The 16626-nt window shown below is 46.9% G+C and carries 16 protein-coding genes; 6 read left to right on the forward strand and 10 right to left on the reverse strand.

Annotated elements, in window-relative coordinates; all coding sequences use genetic code 11:
* The first annotated feature begins 254 nt into the window (after positions 1 to 254).
* Positions 255 to 794: a helix-turn-helix transcriptional regulator gene (locus tag AC566Q_RS17340; protein WP_105933876.1), complete on the forward strand. Its 540-nt coding sequence runs from the start codon at positions 255 to 257 to the stop codon at positions 792 to 794.
* A 58-nt stretch (positions 795 to 852) separates the two neighbouring features.
* On the forward strand, positions 853 to 1302 hold the full coding sequence (locus AC566Q_RS17345) for a hypothetical protein (RefSeq protein ID WP_499608762.1): 450 nt from the start codon (positions 853 to 855) through the stop codon (positions 1300 to 1302).
* 73 nt (positions 1303 to 1375) lie between these two features.
* Here AC566Q_RS17345 and AC566Q_RS17350 read toward each other — a convergent pair whose 3' ends face one another.
* Together AC566Q_RS17350 and AC566Q_RS17355 are read right to left on the reverse strand one after the other, a co-directional pair.
* A complete protein-coding gene (locus AC566Q_RS17350) occupies positions 1376 to 2794 on the reverse strand; it encodes an alkaline phosphatase (RefSeq protein WP_420836929.1) in 1419 nt (472 codons plus the stop codon).
* A 156-nt stretch (positions 2795 to 2950) separates the two neighbouring features.
* Complete coding sequence (locus AC566Q_RS17355; RefSeq protein ID WP_170308422.1) at positions 2951 to 3898, reverse strand: chemotaxis protein CheV; 948 nt, start codon at positions 3896 to 3898, stop codon at positions 2951 to 2953.
* A gap of 245 nt (positions 3899 to 4143) precedes the next feature.
* On the opposite strand from AC566Q_RS17355, the gene AC566Q_RS17360 reads away from it, so the two are divergent.
* From AC566Q_RS17360 to AC566Q_RS17375, 4 genes are all read left to right on the forward strand, one after another.
* Positions 4144 to 5736 (forward strand): isocitrate lyase, encoded by a 1593-nt coding sequence (locus AC566Q_RS17360; protein ID WP_499608767.1) that lies wholly within the window; start codon positions 4144 to 4146, stop codon positions 5734 to 5736.
* A gap of 298 nt (positions 5737 to 6034) precedes the next feature.
* On the forward strand, positions 6035 to 6973 hold the full coding sequence (locus AC566Q_RS17365; RefSeq protein WP_499608770.1) for a LysR family transcriptional regulator: 939 nt from the start codon (positions 6035 to 6037) through the stop codon (positions 6971 to 6973).
* Positions 6974 to 7142: 169 nt separating this feature from the next.
* Positions 7143 to 9317, forward strand: coding sequence for a malate synthase G (locus AC566Q_RS17370; protein ID WP_499608773.1), 2175 nt, complete (start codon positions 7143 to 7145; stop codon positions 9315 to 9317).
* A gap of 167 nt (positions 9318 to 9484) precedes the next feature.
* A complete protein-coding gene (locus AC566Q_RS17375; protein ID WP_499608776.1) occupies positions 9485 to 10333 on the forward strand; it encodes a patatin-like phospholipase family protein in 849 nt (282 codons plus the stop codon).
* Positions 10334 to 10348: 15 nt separating this feature from the next.
* Here the strand turns inward: AC566Q_RS17375 and AC566Q_RS17380 are convergent, their stop codons facing one another.
* The 8 genes from AC566Q_RS17380 to AC566Q_RS17415 all read right to left on the reverse strand — a co-directional run bounded on the left by AC566Q_RS17380 (position 10349) and on the right by AC566Q_RS17415 (position 16580).
* A complete protein-coding gene (locus tag AC566Q_RS17380; protein WP_499608779.1) occupies positions 10349 to 11365 on the reverse strand; it encodes an NAD-dependent epimerase in 1017 nt (338 codons plus the stop codon).
* A 30-nt stretch (positions 11366 to 11395) separates the two neighbouring features.
* On the reverse strand, positions 11396 to 12520 hold the full coding sequence (locus AC566Q_RS17385) for a nucleotidyltransferase domain-containing protein (protein WP_170308423.1): 1125 nt from the start codon (positions 12518 to 12520) through the stop codon (positions 11396 to 11398).
* Positions 12510 to 13352, reverse strand: coding sequence for an HprK-related kinase A (locus AC566Q_RS17390; RefSeq protein ID WP_499617541.1), 843 nt, complete (start codon positions 13350 to 13352; stop codon positions 12510 to 12512). Before AC566Q_RS17390 ends, AC566Q_RS17385 begins: the two co-directional genes overlap by 11 nt.
* A 17-nt stretch (positions 13353 to 13369) precedes the next feature.
* Positions 13370 to 13633, reverse strand: a complete 264-nt coding sequence (locus AC566Q_RS17395) for a hypothetical protein (protein ID WP_499608782.1) — start codon at positions 13631 to 13633, stop codon at positions 13370 to 13372.
* Positions 13614 to 13865 carry a hypothetical protein gene (locus AC566Q_RS17400; RefSeq protein WP_499608785.1) on the reverse strand — a complete coding sequence of 84 codons (252 nt, stop codon included), beginning with the start codon at positions 13863 to 13865 and terminating at the stop codon, positions 13614 to 13616. Before AC566Q_RS17400 ends, AC566Q_RS17395 begins: the two co-directional genes overlap by 20 nt.
* A gap of 346 nt (positions 13866 to 14211) precedes the next feature.
* Positions 14212 to 15192 carry an IS5 family transposase gene (locus tag AC566Q_RS17405; protein ID WP_230237739.1) on the reverse strand — a complete coding sequence of 327 codons (981 nt, stop codon included), beginning with the start codon at positions 15190 to 15192 and terminating at the stop codon, positions 14212 to 14214.
* A 38-nt stretch (positions 15193 to 15230) separates the two neighbouring features.
* Positions 15231 to 15632, reverse strand: coding sequence for a hypothetical protein (locus AC566Q_RS17410; protein WP_499608790.1), 402 nt, complete (start codon positions 15630 to 15632; stop codon positions 15231 to 15233).
* A gap of 186 nt (positions 15633 to 15818) precedes the next feature.
* Complete coding sequence (locus AC566Q_RS17415) at positions 15819 to 16580, reverse strand: S1 family peptidase (protein ID WP_499608795.1); 762 nt, start codon at positions 16578 to 16580, stop codon at positions 15819 to 15821.
* Positions 16581 to 16626: the final 46 nt, after the last annotated feature.

The following is a 16626-nucleotide window of genomic DNA, read 5'->3' on the forward strand; positions in this document are numbered from 1 at the left end:
GAAGCTTTGTTTCACACCAAAATCACGGAATTATCACGAAATGATCACGGCTCAATAGTCGTCAACTGAGGTCTTGATAGAACTGTAAGATGTTTTCCCTGACATTTTCAGAATGGACACAAAAACCGAAAAAACTAACAAAAATAGTAACTTGACACCTGGTGTCGTATTGGTAACGTAAGCGTTACGGGTGAATAACGTCAGGAAAACGGGCAACTCCTGTTAGCTTTAAATCGAGCCAACGGAGACCCTTAATGCAATTGAAAATTAACGCAAATAAACTTAAACAGCTCAGAGAAAGCCGCTGCTGGTCTCAGCAACAGCTTGCTGATATGTCGGGGTTAAGTTTAAGAACAGTTCAGAGAATTGAAGCAAAATCAGTGGCGTCACAGGAAAGCGTAAAATGCCTAGGCGCCGTGTTTGATATTGGCATTACTGACCTGTTTGCTGACGATGCGTTTACTGACAATCCTGCACCAGACTCTCCGCAACCCGATAAGGAAGCGCTCTCTGCTCCCTCGTCGATTGAAAATGACCAGAATGAATCACCGCGAACTGAACAAGGCAAGCTGGAAATCAGGAAGTTACATATCGCATTTTGGATTGTACTCGCCAGTCACCTGTTCGGTTTTTACGGTATTTTTAGCGCCTTTGGCGAACAACGCATTGATGAATCCACATTTCAGCTGTTAAAAAATACGGTTTCCATTGCGCTGGTCATTTCCGCTATCGTTTATTTCTTTAAGCATAATCGCCTGAAGAAAAAATACGGGCTTGGCTCATCTTTACTTTAAACCACCATTAACAGGCAGATTGCGTATTGCTGCGCGCTTTGCCGTAGAAGGAAGAAAGATGAACACTCAACCACTCAGCGTAAAATCGTTAGTTATCGCATTTTTGATATATGTTGTTACCACTGTCATTCTGGCAGTGGTGCTGTCGGTATTCTGGCAATCCGGTATTGATACCACCGCCTACTCGCAGCAACAATTAATCGACATGGCTGCGCAGTCAAACCTGTTGACGATTGGCTCAATGATTATTGGCAGTTTGATGGCAGTAATTTGTGCTTATTTTATTACCCGGCGCACCGGTAGCGACGGCTATAAGCATGCTATGTATTTTGCCGGACTGCTAATCCTGTATGGCATCTTAGGCGTTTTCCTGCATCCCGAACACCACGTTATTCAACAGGCTGCCAAATTACTTGCACCTGCACCACTGTGTTTACTGGGTGCCTGGTTTGCATTAGCAAATATGAATAAAAAACACGATAAAATGTCGCACGGAGCGTGCGAATAAAGATAAATGACGAACAGGGGCCTGTTCGTCATCTTTTAACGGCTCAAAGATTCGCCTCTGAAATAACTATTGATTACTCACAGCGCCAGTCGGTTTCAAAATCGCACTGGCTTTTTTCTTCTTTGGGAGCTGGTGTGGTTTCTGTTTTCACCACTGGAGCGCGCTTAGGTAATAAACCAAACAGCTTTTTGGCGATATCGGTATTGTCGTACTGCCCGTAAAACTGACTGCTACCGGCCCCGAATGCAAATACTTCTACATCTACCCCGGTATGACCGGTGGTGGTCCAGCCTGTATTTGACCGGATATCGAGCAAAGCCTTAATACCAGCAAAGCGCGCTTTAAGGTCGCCCTGTTTTGCCAGTTCTACTACTTGCTGTTTTTCTTTGTCGTTTAGCTCAAAGCCCAGTGCATCGCTAACATACGCTACTGGCGAGTCCATCTCGACGATATTCTGAGCGATGGTCTCCGGCGATTGTTTTAGGTTTTGCAGCCATTCAGGTGCCCAGCGATATTCGCCGCGCGCACCAATAGTCAATCCGCCTGTACTGTGATCGGCAGTGAGGACCACCAGCGTATCCGGATGTTCTTCTACATAGCTGACCAGATACTCCAGAGCAAGGTTCAGATCATGCATTTCAGCCATTGCTGCGGCAATATCATTAGAGTGACCAGCCCAGTCTACCTGACTGGCTTCCACCAGCAGAAAGAAGCCCTTATCGTTCTCTAAGTGCTTGATCGCATGCTCAGTGAGATAAGCCAGACGATTTTTACGCAGGTCATCGAGTGCCCAGGGCAGGCCTACTTCGGCAAAGAGTCCCAGCACATTTTCGCCGGCAGGTAGCGTGGCAAGTTTGTTGTAAGTATCTACATAGGCATAGCCAGCGTCGATAAATTCGCCGGTAACATTACGGTCTTGGCGCTCAAAGTATTTTGTACCGCCGCCAAGCATCACATCGGCTACAAACTCACCATTGATGCGATCGTCAAAAAAACTGTCGGCCAGTTCATTATAGTTCTGGCGGCTTTCATTGTGCGCAACATATGACGCTGGCGTGGCGTGAACAATTTGTGATGTTACGGCAACACCGGTGCGCATCCCCAGCTGTTTAGCCCGTTGCAGAATAGACGTCACCGGCTTTTTATTTTTATCAACGCCGATGGCACCGTTATAACTTTTCACACCAGAAGCCAGCGCTGTTGCTGAGGCGGCCGAATCGGTGACAAAACCAGAAACCTGATCAGGATACGTACTGGCATTACCCACAAAAATATCGTCCAGCACAACACCTTCCACCTCTGGCGTGTCGGGGTTGTCACGGAAATTACGATAAGCCGTGGTATAGGCTGGCCCCATGCCGTCTGAAACGATCATAATAATATTTTTAGGCGTTGAAGGGAGTTGTTTCTGGGTATTAGCGGTATCGGTAGTATTCACACAAGCCGACAACGCAAACGTTGCGGCCACTGCCACAAGCAATTTCTGTCGCACGATAGGTTCCTTTTTGTAATCTTAATATATCGCAGTGTATCGCTGCTATCTTACATCCGCATGAAAAACAGATAAGATGTTAAAACAACAGGTTAATTTTATCTAATCCAGAGTATACCGATATCCGTACCGGATGCCCATGCACCGGCTAAGCGTTTACAGCAACTCCCGCATGCGTTGCTGAACCACGTCAACCAGCATGTCTGGCTGAAATTTAGAGATAAAACGGTTACAACCTACTTTTTCAACCATGGCCTGATTAAAGCTACCGCTGAGCGAAGTATTCAGTGCAATAAATAAGTCTGCCATGCGCGGATCGGCTCGGACTTCCGCAGTTAACCGATAGCCGTCCATTTCGGGCATCTCGGCATCGGTAAACATCATCAAAATTTCATCGGTAACGGTTTTGCCTAAATCCGCCCACTCCTTCAGCAACATGAGAGCTTCAGCTCCATTGTGACATTCAAGAATGTGCAATCCGAGTTGTTCAAGGGTATCGCGAATTTGTTTGCGGGCTGTTGATGAATCATCGACGATGAGCACTTTTCGTCCTTTCAGGTGATCGACAACCTCATGATCAAGGATTTCTTCGGAGATTGAGACATCATATTCAATGATTTCGGCCAGCACTTTTTCCACATCGATAATCTCGACTAACTCTCGTTTACCCTGAATATCAATCTGAGTGATGGCGGTAAGAAAGTTTGTCTTACCGATGGATTTAGGCGGAGGCTGAATATCCTCCCAGGATGTATTAACAATACTGACCACATCACCAATCATAAACCCCTGCACAGAACGGTTATATTCGGTAATAATAACATTACGGTCGGTATTGCCATTCTCGGTGCTCACCGGGCGCATTCTAATGGCCTGCCGTAAGTCAATCACGGGGATTGTCAGCCCGCGGTAAATCGTTACACCCCGCAGATTACCATGGGTTCCGGGCATCATATTCATCTTCGGCACCGTGATGACTTCCTTAACCTTAAACACGTTGATAGCGTAGGTATGACGGGTTCCTAACCTGAACAACAATAACTCGAGGCGGTTTTCACCTACCAGCTTAGTTCGCTGATCAACTGACGAAAGTATTTCACTCATGATAAATGGCCTAACGAATATCCTTTCTTAATGATAGATTTTTTTTAATCACTTTGCGCGGAAAATCCTTAGTAATCACACTGTTCAGAATTCAAACACCAAACATTCACACAGATTATTACGATAATGAGGATTATATATTTCTGTTATTGGGCTCGCCGCTCTAGGATGAAATGGAAGTCGATGACAACCCAAGGGTGTTATCAGCAAAAGATTCATTCTATTTTCGGGAAGGAGAGACAGTCATGTCAGAATACCAAAATGCAATCGATCAGGTTGCCACGCTTAAGAGTCAATACAACGGTACTTGGGATGCCATCAGTCCAGATTTTGCTGCACGTATGGTTGTTCAAAACCGCTTCAAAACCGGTTTAGACGTTGCTAAGTATACGGCAAAAATTATGCGTCAGGACATGGCCGAGTACGATGCAGACTGTACTCAATACACGCAATCTTTAGGTTGCTGGCACGGGTTTGTTGGTCAGCAGAAAATGCTGTCTGTGAAGAAACATCAGGGCACTACCAGTAAGAGCTATCTTTATCTGTCTGGCTGGATGGTTGCCGCACTGCGTTCTGAGTTCGGTCCTCTGCCGGATCAGTCAATGCACGAGAAAACCTCAGTTGCATCATTAATCGAAGAACTTTACACCTTCCTGCGTCAGGCTGACGCACGTGAACTGGGTGACCTGTTCAAGCAGTTAGATGCTGCTAAAGCAAACGGTGGCGATGTAGCTGCAATCCAGGCGCAAATCGACAACTACGAAACACACGTTGTACCAATCATTGCCGATATCGATGCCGGTTTCGGTAACGAAGAAGCCACTTACCTGCTGGCGAAAAAGATGATTGAAGCGGGCGCGTGCTGTATCCAAATCGAAAACCAGGTATCTGATGCCAAGCAGTGTGGTCACCAGGACGGTAAGGTAACTGTTCCTCATGAAGACTTCCTGGCGAAAATCAACGCGGTTCGTTATGCCTTCTTAGAGCTGGGTGTAGACGATGGTGTTATCGTTGCTCGTACTGACTCATTAGGTGCCGGCCTGACGCAGAAGATCCCGGTGTCTACCAGCGAAGGTGACCTGGCTTCTCAGTACAACGCTTTCCTGCAAACTACACCGGTTAACTCAGTAGCAGACCTTAACGAAGGTGACCTGGTACTGAAGCAAAACGGCGAACTGGTTAAGCCTGAGCGTCTGCCTAACGGTCTGTTCCGCTTTAAACCTGACACCGGCGTAGCGCGTTGTGTACTGGATTGTATCACCAGCCTGCAAAACGGTGCAGACCTGCTGTGGATTGAAACTGAAAAACCACACGTTGGTCAAATCGGTAATATGGTTAACCAAATCCGTGAAGTTATCCCGAATGCGAAGCTGGTTTATAACAACTCACCTTCATTCAACTGGACACTGAGCTTCCGTCAACAGGTATTCGATGCATGGAGTGAAGCCGGTAAAGACGTATCTGCTTACGACCGCGCTAACCTGATGTCTGTTGAGTATGATGAAAGTGAACTGGCCGCCGAAGCAGATGCGAAAATCCAGAGCTTCCAGGCTGACGGTGCGCGTGAAGCAGGTATCTTCCACCACCTTATCACACTGCCGACTTACCACACTGCAGCGCTGTCTACTGACAACCTGGCGAAAGGTTACTTCGGTGAAGAAGGCATGCTGGCTTACGTTAAAGGCGTACAGCGTCAGGAAATCCGTCAGGGTCTGGCGTGCGTTAAGCACCAGGCAATGGCCGGTTCTGACTTAGGTGATACTCACAAAGAATACTTCTCTGGTGAGCAGGCACTGAAAGCCAGTGGTAAAGACAACACTATGAACCAGTTCGACTAATTCGACTCATTCCCAACTGAAACAAGTCGATTCGTGTTAAGCCTCCTTCGGGAGGCTTTTTTTATTCCCGTGTGGCCTGAAATATTGGTGGTTCTATCGGTTTTATTCACCATAATTATTTATTTTCAACCATTCACAAAACACATTCGCCCGCCCCAAAAAGCACATTTAGTCTTAATTTCAAGCAGTTAAACTAAAAACACTAAGAAAGCACTACGACCAAAGGCCTATCTGACAAGCACTCAGACTATGAGTATAATAGCGGCGTTTAATAAAACTAATACAGGCTATTACAGTTATGAATATTGCAAAGGTTGATTTGAATTTATTGGTGTATCTGGATGTCCTTTTGCGAGAAGGCAGTGTTACCCGCGCCGCAAATCAGCTTAGCATTACCCAGCCGGCAATGAGTAATGGTCTGAAACGCCTGCGAGATTTATTTAAGGATCCGCTGTTGGTTCGCACCAGTGACGGCATGACGCCCACAAAACGAGCGCTAGAACTGCAACCTGTGATCCGCGATGTGCTGAGCAAACTGGAAAGCTCTATCCAGCCGGAAACCGATTTTAACCCCGCCACCAGCAGCCGGACCTTCCGCATCATGACCAGTGATTATGCTGAATCGACGCTGCTACTGGAACTCCTTGGCAGATTAGCCGACTGTGCACCCAATATTACGTTGGATTTAATTACCCCCAGCGACGTGACCTTCCACGATGTGGAACAGGGCAAAGTGGATATGGCCATAAACCGCTTTGACGAATTGCCGCTGTCATTCCACCAGAAAGTGATTTGGTACGATAACTTCGCCTGTGTAATGAATAAAAAGCATCCCCTCGCCAGCCATTATGATTTAGAAACCTATCTGAAAGCGCAACATATCTGGGTCAGCAAAACCGGCTTTGGTGTGGGTGTCGGCATCGACCCCAATGAAGTACAAAAACTGGGCTGGGTTGATGCGGAGCTCACCAAACTCGGCAAACAACGTGATATCCGGGTATTCACCCGTCACTATCATGCCGCTTTGCAAATTGCCAAACGCCAGAGCCTGATCGCTACACTGCCCAGCAAAGCCGCTAAGATATTTACCGATGATCCGGATATCGTACTGCGCGAACCGCCGTTTGATATCCCGCCCATTGCACTCAAAATGGCCTGGAGTGCCCTGCTCCATCATGATGCCGGGCATATCTGGCTGCGTCGCCTGATCGGTGATGTGGCAGCAGAAATGCAATAGCTCACCTGATACCCTATTTAAGCGGTTTACCGGCGCAATGCCGGTAAACCCTGCTCAGTCAGCGCGCCAAATATTCACGCTACTTATGACAGCAATAAAAACCATAAACTAAAAATTTACCTCGCATCCCTCTAGACTGGAGGCTACTAACCGTAGACAGGGGACTTCTATGCAGGATTATATTCAGCGCGGCCGAATGCAGGTTGCGAAGATTTTAGACAAGTTTATTAATGAGCAAGCATTACCTGGCTCCGGCGTTGAGGAAACTGGCTTCTGGCAGGGTTTCGAGGCCATTCTGGATGAATTTGTTGGTCAGAACAAAGCTTTGCTGAACACACGTGACGAGCTGCAAGCCAAAATTGATGATTATCATAAAGCAGGCAATTCACCTACCGGCGCGCAGTACAAAATGTTTTTACAGGAAATTGGCTATTTACAGTCTGAGCCTGAAGACTTCTCCATTGAAACTGACAACGTCGATGCCGAAATGGCCACTATGGCGGGTCCGCAGTTAGTGGTTCCCATTAACAATGCCCGCTATGCCCTGAATGCCGCGAATGCGCGCTGGGGCAGTTTGTATGATGCCCTGTATGGTACTGATGTGATCAGCACCGACGGCGGAGCTGAAATCAGCAAAACGTTTAATCCGGTACGTGGCGAGAAAGTCATTCAGACTGCCCGGGAATGGCTCGACACCATGCTGCCATTATCTACCGGCAGTCATCAGCAGGCCGTTGGCTACGCCATAGATGGCAATAACATAGCTGTAAAATTAGCTGACGGTGATGTTGCCACGTTGGCTGACAGCGCCCAGTGGCAAGGCTATCAGGGTTCTGCCGAAGCACCTACAGCATTGTTATTTGTGCACAATGGCTTACATTTTGAAATCCAGATAGATAATTCTCACCCGATCGGAAAGACAGATCCGGCGGGTGTTAAAGACATTCTGGTTGAAGCAGCCTTAACCACCATTATGGACTGTGAAGACTCTGTTGCCGCCGTAGATGCTGAAGATAAAACCCTGGTCTATTCAAACTGGCTCGGGCTGATGAAAGGCACGCTGAACATCGAGATGCAAAAAGGCGATAAAACCTTTGAGCGTAAAATGAATCCGGACCGGGAATACACTTCACCATCCGGCGCTAGTTTAACGTTGTCGGGCCGTAGTCTGATGTTTGTCCGTAATGTGGGGCATCTGATGACCAACGACGCCATTTTGTTCGACGGTGAGGAAGTACCAGAAGGCATTATGGATGGGGTAATCACCTCACTGATTGCTAAACATGACCTGTTAGGTAACAGCACCTTTAAGAATACCCGTACCGGCAGTATCTATATTGTTAAGCCTAAAATGCATGGCCCTGATGAGGTCGCCTTCAGCAACGCGCTGTTTGGCCGCATTGAGGAAGTGGTTGGGCTGGAACCCTTCACCCTTAAAATGGGTATTATGGACGAAGAGCGCCGCACCAGTGTAAACCTGAAAGCTTGTATTGCGGCGGCTAAACAGCGCACCGTGTTTATTAATACCGGCTTTTTAGACCGTACCGGCGACGAAATTCACACATCAATGCTGGCAGGCCCCTTTGCAGACAAAGCCAGCCTGAAAGCCATGAAATGGATCCAGGCCTACGAGAAAGCTAACGTAAGCACCGGCCTGGCCTGTGGCTTATCAGGCAAAGCTCAGATTGGTAAGGGCATGTGGCCGATTCCGGATCAAATGGCGCAGATGATGGAAGCGAAGATTGGCCATCCGAAGTCAGGTGCGAATACGGCCTGGGTGCCCTCGCCGACTGCCGCAACGCTGCATGCGCTACACTACCATCAGGTTGATGTATTTGGCCTGCAAAAAGAACTGGCAAGTGAGCGCTTTGACGGGATTGATGACATCATCACCCTGCCCTTACTGGAAGATCCGTCGGCACTGACAGAGCAACAAATCCAGCGCGAAGTAGACAATAACGTTCAGGGTATTCTGGGCTATGTTGTACGCTGGGTTCACCAGGGGGTTGGTTGCTCCAAAGTGCCTGATATCAATGATGTGGGCTTAATGGAAGATCGCGCGACATTACGTATTTCCAGTCAGCATCTGGCTAACTGGCTGGCTCATGGCATTATCTCTGAGGAGATGGTAAAAGCCTCGCTGGAACGCATGGCCAAACTGGTTGATGAACAAAATGCTAACGATCCGGAATACATTGCAATGACCCCGGATACCGCTAACTCAATCGGCTTCCAGGCGGCCAGCGAACTTATCTTTAAGGGTAAGGAACAGCCAAGTGGTTATACCGAGCCGTTATTGCATCAAAAGCGCAAGGAAATGAAAGCGGCACTGCGAAACCGTTAAGTATTACCTACCTTCCTATGAGTAAAGCAGGCCGAGGCCTGCTTTTTTATTTAAAGCCAGCGAATAGCACTGAACTGGTTAATGTCATTCCTGAAAAAAGATTAAAAATCCAGCGTTATTAGTAAATTGGTATATGCTAATAACATCGGAAATTTTTTTAAGACGCTATGGCAACACAACAAATCGTGCCCATTTTTTCTGGTGGTGGTACCCGACTACTTGCCCACATCGGTATCCTCAAAGCATTGCAGGAATTAGAAGTAAACTTTAATTCATTGGTCGGGATTTCCGGAGGCTCTATTGTGGCGTCACTGCACAGCTATGGGATGTCGAATAAAGCGTTGTACGATCTGGCTGTAAATACCGACTTCAGACAATTCCGCGACTTTTCAATACTTAGATTACTTCGCCATGGCGGCCTGTCATCCGGGATTAAATTTGAGCAATGGATGGATAAGCAGCTCGATGGCATGACGTTTTCTGAAGCACCTATTCCGCTTCATATTCTGGCCACCGACGTTAATGGTGGCGGGCCCGTGATATTCAGCAAGGACACCAGCCCCAATATGAAGGTTTCGCATGCCGTGCGCTGCTCAATGTCTATTCCGCTTTTGTTCAGTTACACGGTGTATGAGCAACACTTACTGGTGGATGGTGCAATTTTATCTGAGGATGCGCTATTCAGGGACTGGCAGCAGGATGGCACTCCTAACATTTGCTTCCGGCTTCGTAGCGAAGCCCGTGAGCAGCCGTTTAATCCTAAACGCCGGTTTATGTTACCGCAGTACATAGGCATGCTTATTCGCACCTTTATGACCGCGCTTTCGCGTGAGTACGTTCACGCAGAACACTGGCACAATACTTTGGTGATTAATACTGGTACAGCTTCCTCGGTAGACTTTGATATGTCTTACGAGGATAAACTGTGTTTATTTAAGCAAGGCTATGAAACAGCGATGAACTTCTTACCGGTCAAACTCAGCAAGCTCAATACATCTCAGCCGAGCGCCGGCTAAAACTTTCGGCCCGCCTCACACCTGATAATATTCACGATACCATTTAACGAATTCACCGATCCCATGTTCAATACCAATCGTTGGACGGTATCCGGTATCTTTCACCAGGCTTGCCACATCGGCATAAGTGTCGGGAACATCGCCTGGTTGCATGGGCAGTAATTCTTTATTGGCGGTCATTCCCAGCGCTTTCTCCAGAGTTTCGATGAAGTTAAGCAGGTTTACCGGGTTTTGCGCGCCAATATTATACACCCTCCAGGGCGCCTTACTGGTAGCCGGGTTGGGTGTCGTACCCTGCCAGTTTTCATCGGCCTGAGCGGGGCGGTCCAGCGTGCGGATAATGCCTTCTACGATATCATCGATGTAGGTGAAATCGCGGTGATGGTTACCGTAGTTGTATACCTGAATGGTTTCGCCGGCCAGTATGGCTTTAGTAAATTTAAACAGCGCCATATCCGGTCTTCCCCAGGGGCCATATACGGTGAAAAAGCGCAGGCCAGTAGTGGGCAATCCATACAGGTGGCTGTAGGTGTGAGCCATCAGTTCATTGGCTTTTTTGCTGGCCGCATAAAGACTTACCGGGTGATCAACATTGTGCTTCTCTGAAAATGGCATGGTTTCATTAGCGCCATATACAGAACTGGAAGATGCATAAACCAAGTGCTCCACCTCATTATGCCGGCAACCCTCGAGTATATTCATAAAGCCAACCAGGTTGGCATCGACATAAGCATGGGGATTTTCAAGGGAGTAGCGGACTCCGGCCTGGGCAGCAAGGTGCACGACGCGGTCAAACTTTTCATTAGCAAAAAGTTCGGTACAAGTATCACGCTCCTCAACGCCCATTTTCTGAAAGCGAAAACTACCGGTGAATTCCGCAGACTCAAGCTGACTCAGGCGGCCATACTTAAGATTTATATCGTAATAGTCATTGATATTGTCGATGCCGACTACATCATCTCCACGTTGCGCCAGGTATCGGCTTACCGCTGAACCAATAAACCCGGCGGCACCGGTGACCAGAACTTTCATGTAATTCTCCGCTTGATAGTAAGTTTCGATTTAACGCTTGAATGCGGCGCCTAAATCGACCGGTTTCGCATCTGCCGTGGAGTCACCGCGAAGCCAGTTATGTATACCTAACCACAGTTTAATAGAAAAATGCTTAACGAGTACAGTAAACGGCATTTTAATACTGTGGCCGCGTACAAATACCATAAATCTCGCTAAACCCGAACGCACTGAGTGTAATGCAGGATGCGCTGGTATCAAAGCGTATTTATAGGTTCGTGTCAGTAGCTTTACTTTAATACGCTGAAACATTCCTTGTGGCTGGCCGATGGAATAAGTGGTTTTGAACCAGTGGTTTAGCAACGTCACTACCACCTTTAACTCTTTCTCGAAATGACTTGCAACGGCTAGCTGTTCAACCCGCAGCCAGAACGCATCACTATCATATTGCTGGGCCAGGCACTTTAAATCCACTATATCGCGGAAACCATACACGACTTCTTCATTTAGCATCAGGTGGATAATGCTATGCATAAACATTGCCGCGGGTTCAAGGGTATACAGCCCGCACTCCTGACGCCTCACTCCCAGCCAGAACTCCTCTAGCGGTGGCGCCTTGCCACTAACAGGCAAAAACAGATTGTGGTGCAGATCGAGCACCGTCCCTCGGGTAAGATGATAGAGAGGCGGAATTTCGTGAGCATATTCACGATAATATTTATCGTCGTAGTCAGTGATTATTTTGTGATACCAGAAGTTATCCAGCAGTACAGTCTCACTGGTTGCCAACGCCCCCTCTTTAACTAACAAATCAATATCCGAACATAACCGGCCCGGCGCATTATTGGTTGCCGCAACAATATAGGCTGCGCCTTTTAGGAAAACCGGCGTCACACCCTGGGCCATTAACACGTCATGGATTTCCTGCCCCTCATGGAACACCTGGTCATTTTGTCGTTGGGCATAAACCATGGCCGCGCTCAGATGAGCCTGAACCTGCCCGGGAATACTGTCCCAGGTCCCTGAGTCGCGTAAAACAAAGGCTAAATAAGCTTCAAGACGTGAAGTTTTCAGCACAAACAACATAGATTCCCACTCTTGAAGTGAGCGATGGGTAAGCTGCTCAGGCGAATTAATCGCCTGGACAAGGTCTTCAAAGCTGAATTTATGCGCCATGCCCGACCACCTCATCCAATAAAAACTCGTCCATAAAGTCCAGATTGCTATAGTGCACCTCAAACACCTTCACTTTATCAATCAAGCGCCAAACCGTGTCGAAGGCCTGGTACCCTAAGACATGATAATTAAAGGCATGCTGACATAGCTCTTCAAACACCTGCGATTTAGCAATGGTGTAGTACTGCTCTTCTGCCAAGTCACCATCGTACTTAGGAAACACTATCCCGGCTATTTCGACAGGCTGTAAGCGGGAATATTCCGTCCAGGTCTGAAACTTAGCATGAGCTACATCACCTTTAGCCGTATCACTGCAAACCTTCGTAATAGTTGCATCCGGCTGCCAACCTCTTACCAGTTCAATAGAACGGTTTTTAATACACGCTGGCCGGTAAAGTGGCTCTGCGGTAAGTGAATCGGTATTGATAACTGCCATTTCATCAGAATAGAGCTTCCAACCGTTAATCGCTAACCAGCAGGACAAGGTACTTTTTCCCGAACCAGGAAGTGCTGGAAATAACACCGCTTTATTGTTTTTTACCAATACCGCAGAATGCAGTAGCAGATGGTTAAAATCATGTGTAGCCAGACACCAGTTAAGCCCCCACTCTAGCAGCGCATAGGCCTGGGAAAAGGGTAAGGGTTTAAATGGAATTTGCGTATTACTTTCGAATACTATTTGCGGTCGGAAATATTTACGTACAATGCTTCCAGGGGCCAGACTTACTGTGAAATCAGACATTTCTTTTGGCTGACAGTCACCGTAAATTTGATTGAGAGCAGGGCTTATTGAAGAGGGATAGTCGTTTAATCTCGCCTGAAACAGGCCCATATTAATAAAAAATGGCTTCACACGCGTACCAATAAACCCCGTGCTTCGAGCTCATTAACTGTGGCTAGCTGCCCATCGTGAAAATGATCAATAAATTCATCGACTGACATTTCATTGGAGGGTTCAGCAAGGTTAATGGCGCGTTTTAAAGATTGGTGAACAAAGAAGGTTTCGCATGTCCGGGCAGAGAAAAAAGCTAACCCGGACATATCGCTAAAAGAGCGGCAACTTATGCCGTCTTTAAGACGGATATACAGCCCCTTACCTCCGGCTGTTGCCATTATTTCCGTTGTTGCCGCTGTTACCGTTACTACCAGAACTACTAGTTGAGCACGCAGCACTGAACACCTCGTCAAATTCAGATTCAAATGTAGATTGGATAATCTGACTATGACCATCAGTATAACCGAGTTGTGCATCACTCATATCTGTATCGCTTGTCTGCTTCAACTGAATTAATGCAGCCATTACAATTTCAGCCGTTTCCATTGCTGCGCTGTGATTTAGCGGCATGGAAACACCGTTATAGAGCCCAAAGTAAACGTTCATGTAAACAGTGGCGGAGTGACGCAAGATACTTTTTCTGCTATCCAGAGGAACAGGTGAACCCGTTCCAAAAATCGCATCGGTCAGCGAAACAGAGGTACTGTAATAGGTATCAGAATCAAAAATGTATTTTGCTGCAGCCTCAGGTAAGGTCAGGTGAGTGCTAAGGAAACTGCGAATAAGTCCTGCAATTTAGTTCTTGAACCAGCCTTTGCACTTACCGTCTAATTTTTGAACGCTAAAATTTCAATTTCGGCAAATATACTGCCGTTTTAGGCCTGATTTCGGCCTTATTCCGGGTTATTCCCGGATTTCAGATAGATCTTGGCTGTCGCCTTAACATCTGGTCTACTTTAAACAGGTTCGCTAAGGTGAATAACATGGCTAACTGTGAGTCATTTTTCATCAGCCCTTTATAACGTGCTTTGATAAAGCCAAACTGACATTTGATGATCCGAAACGGATGCTCCACTTTTGCTCTGATGCTGGCTTTTAAGTATTCGATGTTAATGGCCGTTTTGTTTTTGCGAGGATGCTTTTTCAGTGCCCGGACTTTTCCGGGGCGTTCAGCAATCAGCCATTCCACATTCGTATCTTGCAACTCTTCCCGCATCGAAGCGCCCTGATAACCGGCATCGCCGGAAACGAATTCTTCTTCGCCATGCAACAGGTTCTTCAACTGGTTCAGGTCATGCTCGTTTGCGGCGGTGGTCACCAGCGTATGGGTGAGGCCACTCTTGGCATCCACACCAATATGGGCTTTCATACCGAAGTGCCATTCATTGCCTTTCTTGGTCTGATGCATATCAGGGTCTCGTTCATTCTTTTTGTTTTTAGTGGAGCTGGGTGCTTCAATAATCGTCGCATCCACCAGTGTACCCTGCGTCATCATCACACCGCAGTCAGACAGCCATTGGTTGACCGTTTTGAATAATTTGCGAGTCAGCTTGTGCTTTTCCAGCAAGTGCCGAAAGTTCATAATGGTAGTGCGGTCTGGAATGGCTTTATCCAATGACAGTTGCACAAACTGACGCATCGAGGCAATTTCATATAACGCATCTTCCATGGCTTCATCACCGAGGCTATACCATTGCTGCATACAATGAATGCGAAACATGGTCTCAAGCGCGTACGGACGTCTACCATTGCCAGCTTTAGGATAAAAGGGTTCAATCACTTCCAGCAGTTGAGGCCACGGCAGCAGTTTATCCATTCTGGATAAGAATATCTCTTTACGAGTCTGGCGGCGCTTGCTGGAAAACTCACTATCGGCAAAAGTTAACTGTTGGCTCATGGGCGGTAATGGCTGTGATTTACTATGCAGCTATGATCTCACATCGGGGACTTATTCGCATCTTCCCTAACAATAAACTGGTTGATAATTGTTCGCATCTCTTCGATTCGAGTATCGAGCAAACAATTATCACCTGATTGAATCCCTACGTGAAGCTGAGGGAATACAGACGCAGGCGCGTCGCCGTTACTTCCGGGTGTCCATGTATTACCCTGGAACCATGAACCAGGTGAACGCCCACCATTTGGCATTTGCACAGTTCCACATGTATCACCTGTACCGCCACCTGTTTGCGACAAATTACCTGACATGACACCTGATACTGAACACGCTCCCCATACTGATTTCATGGGAAGTGACGATACCGCCACACCAGCACCGGCTTTTTTTATAAACTGACGACGTTTTGTCACTGATGATTGATTTTGTTCAATACCCATACTGATAACTTTTGTCTTCCATTGAAAAGCGGCCTGCTAAACATATGCAGACCAATTTTAAAGCATCATGAATAAATCATGCCAACTCTCTAACATCATGATAGTAAATGAATTTTATTATTTCAGGGTACTAATTACTGCCTTTTTGTAAAAATTACCGACAGTAACAATCCAGGCGCCCTCTCACTAAAGCGCTATATTAGACTTTGCTGCAAGCTTTCGCAAATGCATAACGGGAATAGCGTATGAGATTCCAGACGGTTTACTTAGTACTGACTCTTTCGTCTCGGCTACAAATACTTTGTTTATAACGCCAACTACAACTCCGGATTCACTGAGATACATCGGGCTACCACTGTTTCCTGGGTAGGCAGTCGCATCCAACTGATAGATTAGAAATACCTTTTGTAATCTGTCGAGCATATTAATAGATAGCTGATCGGAACGGCGCGCCGGAATAGCGTCGGGGGTTATCGCGGCAATCATGCCTCGATGAGTTGCAGGATACAGACCCAAAACAGCTCCAATAGGGAACCCGGTGAAGGCAATATGAGTGCCTTCTGGAACAAAGTCATCAGACGCTACTTTCAGTGGAGTCAATTTAGTGTCTATTTTCAGAATGGCCAGATCATGAGCAGGGTCAATATCAACTACCTCAGCACGGTACGTTCTCGTATTCTTCGCATTTCCTGCATAAACGGAACGATACTGCACTACGTCCGGATCCAAAGGCGTTGATACAACGTGATAGTTAGTAGCAATATAATGTCCATCGCCGATAACGAACCCCGTCCCCTGCAATTGATTTGCTGGCGAATTCATCGGCGTAGTTATACCCACCCCAACCACAGAAGGTTTCACTTTTTTTATCACCTCCACCATCGACTGATTCGCCTCAAGAGAGGTTGACAAAAAGATAAATAACAAAAACAGAAAGATATTCTTCATTGCAACTCGCTTTTAAATCATTGACTATATCATCCTGTTAATCAGG

This window comes from Alteromonas sp. H02 (assembly GCF_059682525.1).